This window comes from Stenotrophomonas sp. GD03819, from assembly GCF_029841665.1.
In the GTDB taxonomy this organism is placed as follows: Bacteria; Pseudomonadota; Gammaproteobacteria; order Xanthomonadales; family Xanthomonadaceae; genus Stenotrophomonas; species Stenotrophomonas geniculata.
Genome location: NZ_JAOCEW010000071.1, coordinates 1 through 7,080, shown reverse-complemented (window position 1 = coordinate 7,080; position 7,080 = coordinate 1). Strand labels below are relative to the sequence as shown.

Here is a 7,080-nt window from a genome sequence, read left to right as displayed (position 1 = left end):
CTCAGCGTTGCCACGCGGCGGCGAACGACGCGGCACCTGCAGATGGTGGCCATCGGCGGACAGCCGCGGCGACCGCACCGGCGAGCGGAACTGCGCCGGCAGCCGCTGCAGGGCGTGCACCGGATCATCCGTCTGCTGCCGCAGCCAACGCTGCGCCCCCAGCAGCCGCACCATCGCCGCAGCATCCTGTGGCCGTGACGAATAGGCAGGATAGATCGGCGCGGCGATATCGGTCAGCACGCAGCCCATGACGTTCGACAGGCAACCGAAGTCATGCTGCGGTGGCGCCGGCACTGGCAACGGGCGATCCACTTCCAGTGCCGCTGTGGCTGCCGCGCCACAGGCCCAGCCGAGATTGCCGGCCGCACGGGCCAGGGTGCTGCTGCGATCCAGCACCAGCACGCCGCCGAACTCCCGCGCCGATGTCTCGATCGCCGCCCGGCTCATCGCGTACTCGCCCTGCATTGCCCGGCACAGGCTTTGCTCTTCGGCCCGCAGCGGCTGCAGCGCCTGTTCGCATTCCCTTGGCAACGGATGGTCGGCAGGCAGTTCAACCAGCATGTCGGCCAGCAGCTGGGCATTGGCCTGCACCAGGCTGGCACCGATGATGCTCTCGACCAGATAACTGCTGCCGGGCACCAGCCGCCGGCCCAGCTGCAGGCCACGGCAAGCACCTCGCAGAGCACCGTCGATATCGCCCTGCACGTACGCCAGCGCGCGTGCGCTGGTGGCGTCCATCACCACGCCATAGGCCGGCAACGGGACCAGAATGCCCTCGCCCTTCGGCGGGAACGGCGACATGAAGTAGTCCGCTTCGGCCAGCTGATCCAGCCGCGCATGCAACTGCTGGTGGCCGGCGTGGGCCTCCACGAAGCGTTGCGGGTCCGCGCGGACCTGGACGAGACAGCCGCTGGCGGCCGGCCCGCAACTGGCACCGGGCCGCGAGTGCAGCTCGGCATGGTTGGCCACCAGGTGTGTCCGGCCGCCGCCTCCACCGTGTGGGTCGGCCTCCCAGCGCCGTACATCCTCGGCCAGCGCCTGCTCGCGCTGCTGGGCATCCAGGTCGTCGAATGGCAGCGTCCACAACAAGGCATAACCGTTGTGCCCGGTCGCCGGCAGGCGTGCTTCCAGTCGCTGCTGCGCCTGCAGCCGCGATTCGGGTACCGGCCACATGCGCGAGGCGCACCACACCACGATGGCCAGCACCAGCAGGCCTGCCAGGGTCCAGCCCAGTCCGCGCAGAATCTTCAACACAGCTTCCCTTCCATGTGCCGTTGCCGCAGTCGATTTCCCAGCGTAATCGACCTGCAGTGACCGCTACAATGCGCGCATGTCGCTCGAAGCCCCCGCCCTGGTCCCCCGCCCCTCCCTGCAGCGCCTGTTCCTGACCGGCCTGCTCACCCTGCTGCCGATCTGGCTGACCTGGGTCGTGGTCAAGTTCGTGTTCGTGCTGCTGTCGGGTATTTCCAGCCCGCTGGTGGTGCCGCTGTCCGAACAGATCGCAACCAGCTTCCCGCACTATCTGGGCTGGGTCCGCGCCGAGTGGATCCAGGACACCATCGCCCTGCTGGCCACCCTGCTGGTGATCCTGGCGGTGGGCGTGGCCAGTCGCCGCGTGCTTGGCCAGCGCCTGCTGCGCTGGGTCGGCGCGGTCATCAAGCGCATCCCCCTGGCCAGCATCATCTACGACAGTGCCAAGAAGCTGCTGGACATGCTGCAGACCGAGCCGGGCAGCACCCAGCGCGTGGTGCTGATCGACTTCCCGCACCGCGACATGAAATCGGTCGGCCTGGTCACCCGCGTGATCAAGGAACACGGCACCGACCGTGAGCTGGCTGCGGTGTACGTGCCCACCACGCCGAACCCGACCTCGGGCTACCTGGAAATCGTGCCGGTGGAACTGCTGACCCCGACCGACTGGACCGTCGACCAGGCCATGAGCTTCATCATTTCCGGCGGTGCCGTGGCGCCGTCCAGCGTGCCGTTCACCCGCGCCGGCGAACGCACCGGCGAACGCACCGAATGACCCCGGCGCCGATCGAGCGCCCGCTGCAGGACCGCGCGGTCCTGTTGTTCATCGTGCTGGCCGCGTTCTTCTGCGGCAATGCGGTGCTGGCCGAGCTGATCGGGGTGAAGATCTTCGCGCTGGAAGACACCCTCGGCATCGCTCCGCTGAACTGGAACCTGTTCGGCCAGACCGGCTCGCTCAGCTTCACCGCCGGCACCCTGCTGTGGCCGGTGGTGTTCATCATGACCGACACCATCAACGAGTTCTTCGGCAAGCGCGGCGTGCGCTTCATCTCGTGGCTGGCGGTGGTGCTGATCGGCTACGGCTTCCTGTTCGCCTTCGCCGCCATTTCACTGGCGCCGGCCAGCTGGTGGGTCACGTCGATGGATGGCCACGGCGTGCCCGATTACCAGGCCGCGTTCGCAGCCGTGTTCGGCCAGGGCATGTGGACCATCGCCGGTTCGCTGGTGGCCTTCCTGCTCGGCCAGCTGATCGACGTGGCCGTGTTCCATCGCATCCGCCAGGCGACCGGTGAGCGCCACGTGTGGCTGCGTGCGACCGGATCGACCGCGATCTCGCAGGTGGTGGACAGCTTCGTGGTGATCTGGATCGCCTTCGTGCTGGGCCCGCAACACTGGCCGACCTCGCTGTTCCTGGCGGTCAGCAGCGTCAACTACATCTACAAGATGGGCTTTGCGATCGCACTGATTCCGTTGCTGTACCTGATGCGGCGTGCCATCACCCGCTATCTGGGTGCCGAGCGGGCCGCATCGTTGCGGGCTGCCGCTGCGGCTGACTGAAGCCCCAGCAGCGGAAAGCTGACTGCGCCTTCACGCTGGCCGTACGCGGCCGGATCGTGCAAGCTCCACGGTCTGTGTTCCACGGAAGCTCCTGATGCCGCATCCCACCCGCGCCCTGGCCGTCGCCATCGCCGCGTTGTTCCTGTTCAGCGCCGTGCCGTCGGCCGAAGCAGCGAAGAAGAAGGCCAGCCGCCCTGCCGCCGCGCAGACCCGCCAGGCCGCCAAGCCCAAGGCCCGGCCCGCCCGCGCCACCGCGCCGGCCCGTGGCAGTTCGGCGCGCCGCGCCGCGCCGCGTCCGGTCGCAGCGGCCCGGGCCGTGCCCAAGCAGGTGCAGCTGGAGCGCCTGTACGACGAATACTGGGATGCCTCGATGCGGTTGAATCCGCTGCAGGCAACCTTCCAGGGCGAGGCCCGCTACAACGACCAGCTGCCCAACATCCTGTCCGCCGCATGGCGCCAGCAATCGCACGACTTCACCACCGAGTGGCTGGGCAAGGTCGAGAAACTCGGCAGCGACGGCCTGCAGGGCCAGGACCTGCTCAGCTACGAGATCTTCGTGCGCGACGCGCGCGCATCGCTGGCCGCCGAGCGCTATCCAAGCTGGATGATGCCGATCAGCCAGTACTACAACGTCGGCAGCATCATGGCGATCCTCGGCGCGGGAGCCGGCGCACAGCCATTCAACACCGTGCAGGACTACGACACCTGGTCGCGCCGCTCGCTGGGCATTCCCGAGCTGTTCGACCAGGCCATCGACAACATGCGCCAGGGCATGAAGGCCGGCGTGGTGCAGCCGCGCGACCTGATGGAGAAGGTGCTGCCGCAGCTGGATGCGGTGATCAAGCCAACCGCTGAAGAGAGCATCTTCTGGTCGCCGATCCGCACCATGCCCAACACCATCGCGGCCGAGGACAAGGCGCGCATCAGCGCCGAATACAAGCGCATGATCGAGCTGCGCATCATGCCGGCCTACCGTGCTTTGCGCGGATTCATCGCCACCGAATACCTGCCGGCCACGCGCGCCAGCAGCGGCCTGGGCGCACTGCCCGATGGCCAGTCCTGGTACGCCAACCTGATCGTGCAGACCACTGCCAGCGACCAGACCGCGGCGCAGCTGCACGCACTGGGCGAACAGCGCGTGCAGGAGCTGCAGGCGCAGATCGCCACCGTGATGAAGGATGCCAAGCTGCGTGGCACGCCGTCCAAGCTGTTGCGCAGCATGCGCAACGATCGCCAGTTCCAGTACGGTGACGCCAACGCATTGATCAACCGCTACCGCCAGGTGCAGCAGCAGGTCAACGCACGCCTGCCGCAGGTGCTCGATACCCTGCCCAAGTCCACGCTGGACGTGCGCGCAGTGGAACCGGAGCGTGCGCTGACGGCTGCAGCAGCGGCCTACCAGCCGTCTGCGGCCGGGCAACCGGGCGTGCTGTACGTGAACACCCGCGACCTGCCCAGCCGCAAGCGCTGGAACGTGCCGGTGCAGTACCTGCATGAAGCAATCCCCGGCCACCATGTGCAGCTGGGACTGCAGCAGGAGCTGGCCAAGCTGCCGCGTTTCCGCCGCCTCGGTGGCGACCTCGCCTTCGTCGAAGGTTGGGGCCTGTATGCCGAAACGCTGGGTGAGAACCTCGGCATCTACACCGATCCCTACGACCGCATCGGCTACCTGTATTCGCGCCTGCTGCGTGCTGCCCGCGTGGTGGCCGACACCGGCGTGAACGCCCAGGGCTGGAGCAAGCAGCAGGCCGTGGCCTACCTGCAGAAGACCGTGGACATGAGCAGTGACGACGCCAACGCCGAAGTCGAGCGGATCATGGCCCAGCCCGGCCAGGCGCTGTCCAACGTGGCCGGCCTGACCACCATCGTCGCCCTGCGCGACAAGGCCAAGAGCCGTCTGGGCGCCGCCTTCGACCTGCGCCGCTTCCACGCCGAACTGCTGAAGGACGGATCGATGCCGCTGGACGTGCTGGACCGCAAGATGGAACGCTGGATGGCGCAGCCCGCCAGCGCCACACCTGCCCCTTCCCCCTGACCCCTCCGGAGCCGCCATGCGCGCTGCCGTCGCCCTGTTCGCCGTCGTGCTGGGCCTGCTGCCAGTGGCGGGCGGCGCCGCACCGGTGCTGACTCCACCGGATGCGGGCATCGACGGCCTGATGCAGGCCTACGACGGTCAGGTACCCGGCGCTGCGGTACTGGTACTGCACGACGGGCAACCGGTGTTCCGTCGCGGCTACGGCCTGGCGGTAGTGGAAGACGGTACTGCGGTCACCGCGGCAAGCAACTTCCGGCTGGCCTCGGTCAGCAAGCAGTTCACCGCCGCGGCGGTGCTGCTGCTGGTGGAAGACGGCCGGCTCGGGCTGGAGCAGACTGCCCGGCAGTGGCTGCCCGAGCTGCCGCCGGCAGCGGCGGCCATCACGATCCGCCAGCTGCTCTCGCATACCAGCGGCCTGATCGACTACGAAGACCTGATGGATCCAGCTGACCCTCGGCAGGTGCATGACGCCGACGTGCTGACCCTGCTGTCGCACGAGAACCGGCTGAATTTCGCACCCGGCACGCAGTACCGCTACAGCAACAGCGGCTACGCGCTGTTGGCACTGATCGTCGGCCGCGCGTCCAGGAAAGATTACGCGACCTTCCTGCAGGAGCGCATCTTCCGCCCGCTGGGCATGGCGCATACCGTGGCCCACCAGGACGGCGTGGACACGGTCGCCGCACGCGCCTATGGCTACAGCCGGATCGACGGCCGCTGGCAGCGCACCGACCAGAGCACCACCAGCGCCGTGCTCGGCGACGGCGGCATCTATTCCTCGCTGGACGATCTCGCCCGCTGGGACGCCGCGCTGTATGACGACCGCCTGCTGTCGAAAGCTTCGCGCCGGGCGATGTTCAGCCCGGCCACGACCACATCGGAACCGGACGTGCCGCATTACGGTTTCGGCTGGCGCCTGAACGGCCAGGTGCAATGGCACAGCGGCGAGAGCATCGGCTTCCGCAACGTGATCGTGCGCCACCCGGAAAAGCACCTGACCGTGATCGTGCTGACCAACCGCAACGATCCCGAACCCTATCCGCTGGCGCAGAAGATCGCCCAGCGCTGGCTGGACACCCTGCAATGACCCCCGGTTCCTACGCCCTGCTGGGCATCCACCACGCTGCGCTGATCTGCAGCGACTACGCACGCTCGAAGGACTTCTACGTGCGCATCCTCGGCCTGCGCGTGCTGGCCGAGAACCATCGCGCCGCGCGCGACTCCTGGAAGCTGGACCTGGCCCTGCCCGACGGCGGCCAGCTGGAACTGTTCTCCTTCCCCTCGCCACCGCCGCGCCCCAGCCGCCCCGAAGCCCAGGGCCTGCGCCACCTCGCGTTCCGGGTGGCTGCACTGGAACCCTTCATCCAGCGCCTGGCCGCGCATGGCGTCGCCTGCGAACCGATCCGCGTGGACGAGTACACCGGCCGCCGCTTCACCTTCTTCGCCGATCCGGATGGCCTGCCGCTGGAGCTGTACGAAGTCGGTTGAGCGTTTTTCAATCGTGATTCATCCATGCACGGCATGGATCTACGTGTCGACCAAGGTCGACACCCACCAAGAGCAGGCCGTTCCATTCCGGCAGATCGCAGGACTCTGTCGAAGGCGGGGCGGGTCCGTTTGCGGGGGCGTGAGCCGCATGGATGCGGCGACCGAGCTTACAGGGACGTACTTGCAGCGCCCCCCGCAAACGGACCCGCCCCGCCATCCCACGGAATCCCGCCGTTGCTGTTGCCGTTGCCTCTGCGGGTGCAGGGCGCAGCCCCGCAAAGCCCCCCCCTTCCCCATACCCCGCCGAATGGGTATACAGTCGACCCGTACCGGCACCGTGCCGGAATGAACCCTGGGAGGGGACCATGCGCAAGACCTTCAAGACCCTGCTGCTGGCACTGCCGCTGTGCCTGGCCGCGCTCTCGGCGCAGGCCGCCGATGGCGCCGCCGGCCGCTGGAAGACCATCGACGACAAGACCGGCAAGGTGAAGTCGATCGTCGAGATCACCCAGGCCGCCAACGGCACCCTGACCGGCAAGGTGGTCGACATCCTGCACTCGGACAAGGGCCCGAACCCGGTCTGTGACGGCTGTGAAGGCGCCAACAGGAACAAGCCGGTGAAGGGCATGACCATCCTCTGGAACCTGAAGGCCGACGGCGCCAACAAGTGGTCCGGCGGCACCATCCTCGATCCGGCCAATGGCAAGACCTACAAGTCGAAGATGGAACTGCAGCCCGGCGGAACCAGG

At 67.8% G+C, this 7,080-nt stretch carries 7 protein-coding genes; 6 read left to right on the top strand and 1 reads right to left on the bottom strand.

What is annotated here, in order from left to right:
- Positions 1-1,254 (bottom strand): hypothetical protein (locus tag N5D45_RS22480; RefSeq protein WP_279939653.1); only part of this gene is annotated, 1,254 nt, incomplete at its 3' end.
- A 76-nt stretch (positions 1,255-1,330) separates the two neighbouring features.
- Here N5D45_RS22480 and N5D45_RS22475 point away from each other — a divergent pair.
- The 6 genes from N5D45_RS22475 to N5D45_RS22450 all read left to right on the top strand — a co-directional run.
- On the top strand, positions 1,331-2,026 hold the full coding sequence (locus N5D45_RS22475; protein ID WP_005414135.1) for a DUF502 domain-containing protein: 696 nt from the start codon (positions 1,331-1,333) through the stop codon (positions 2,024-2,026).
- Positions 2,023-2,808 (top strand): queuosine precursor transporter, encoded by a 786-nt coding sequence (locus N5D45_RS22470; RefSeq protein ID WP_049437362.1) that lies wholly within the window; start codon positions 2,023-2,025, stop codon positions 2,806-2,808. The genes N5D45_RS22475 and N5D45_RS22470 overlap by 4 nt, the downstream gene beginning before the upstream one ends.
- Positions 2,809-2,902: 94 nt before the next feature.
- Positions 2,903-4,843, top strand: a complete 1,941-nt coding sequence (locus N5D45_RS22465; protein ID WP_279939652.1) for a DUF885 family protein — start codon at positions 2,903-2,905, stop codon at positions 4,841-4,843.
- A 16-nt stretch (positions 4,844-4,859) separates the two neighbouring features.
- Complete coding sequence (locus N5D45_RS22460) at positions 4,860-5,930, top strand: serine hydrolase domain-containing protein (protein ID WP_057504301.1); 1,071 nt, start codon at positions 4,860-4,862, stop codon at positions 5,928-5,930.
- A complete protein-coding gene (locus N5D45_RS22455; protein ID WP_057504302.1) occupies positions 5,927-6,331 on the top strand; it encodes a VOC family protein in 405 nt (134 codons plus the stop codon). The genes N5D45_RS22460 and N5D45_RS22455 overlap by 4 nt, the downstream gene beginning before the upstream one ends.
- Positions 6,332-6,696: 365 nt before the next feature.
- Positions 6,697-7,080, top strand: a 384-nt coding sequence (locus N5D45_RS22450; protein WP_279939651.1) for a DUF2147 domain-containing protein, incomplete at its 3' end; no start/stop codon positions are given.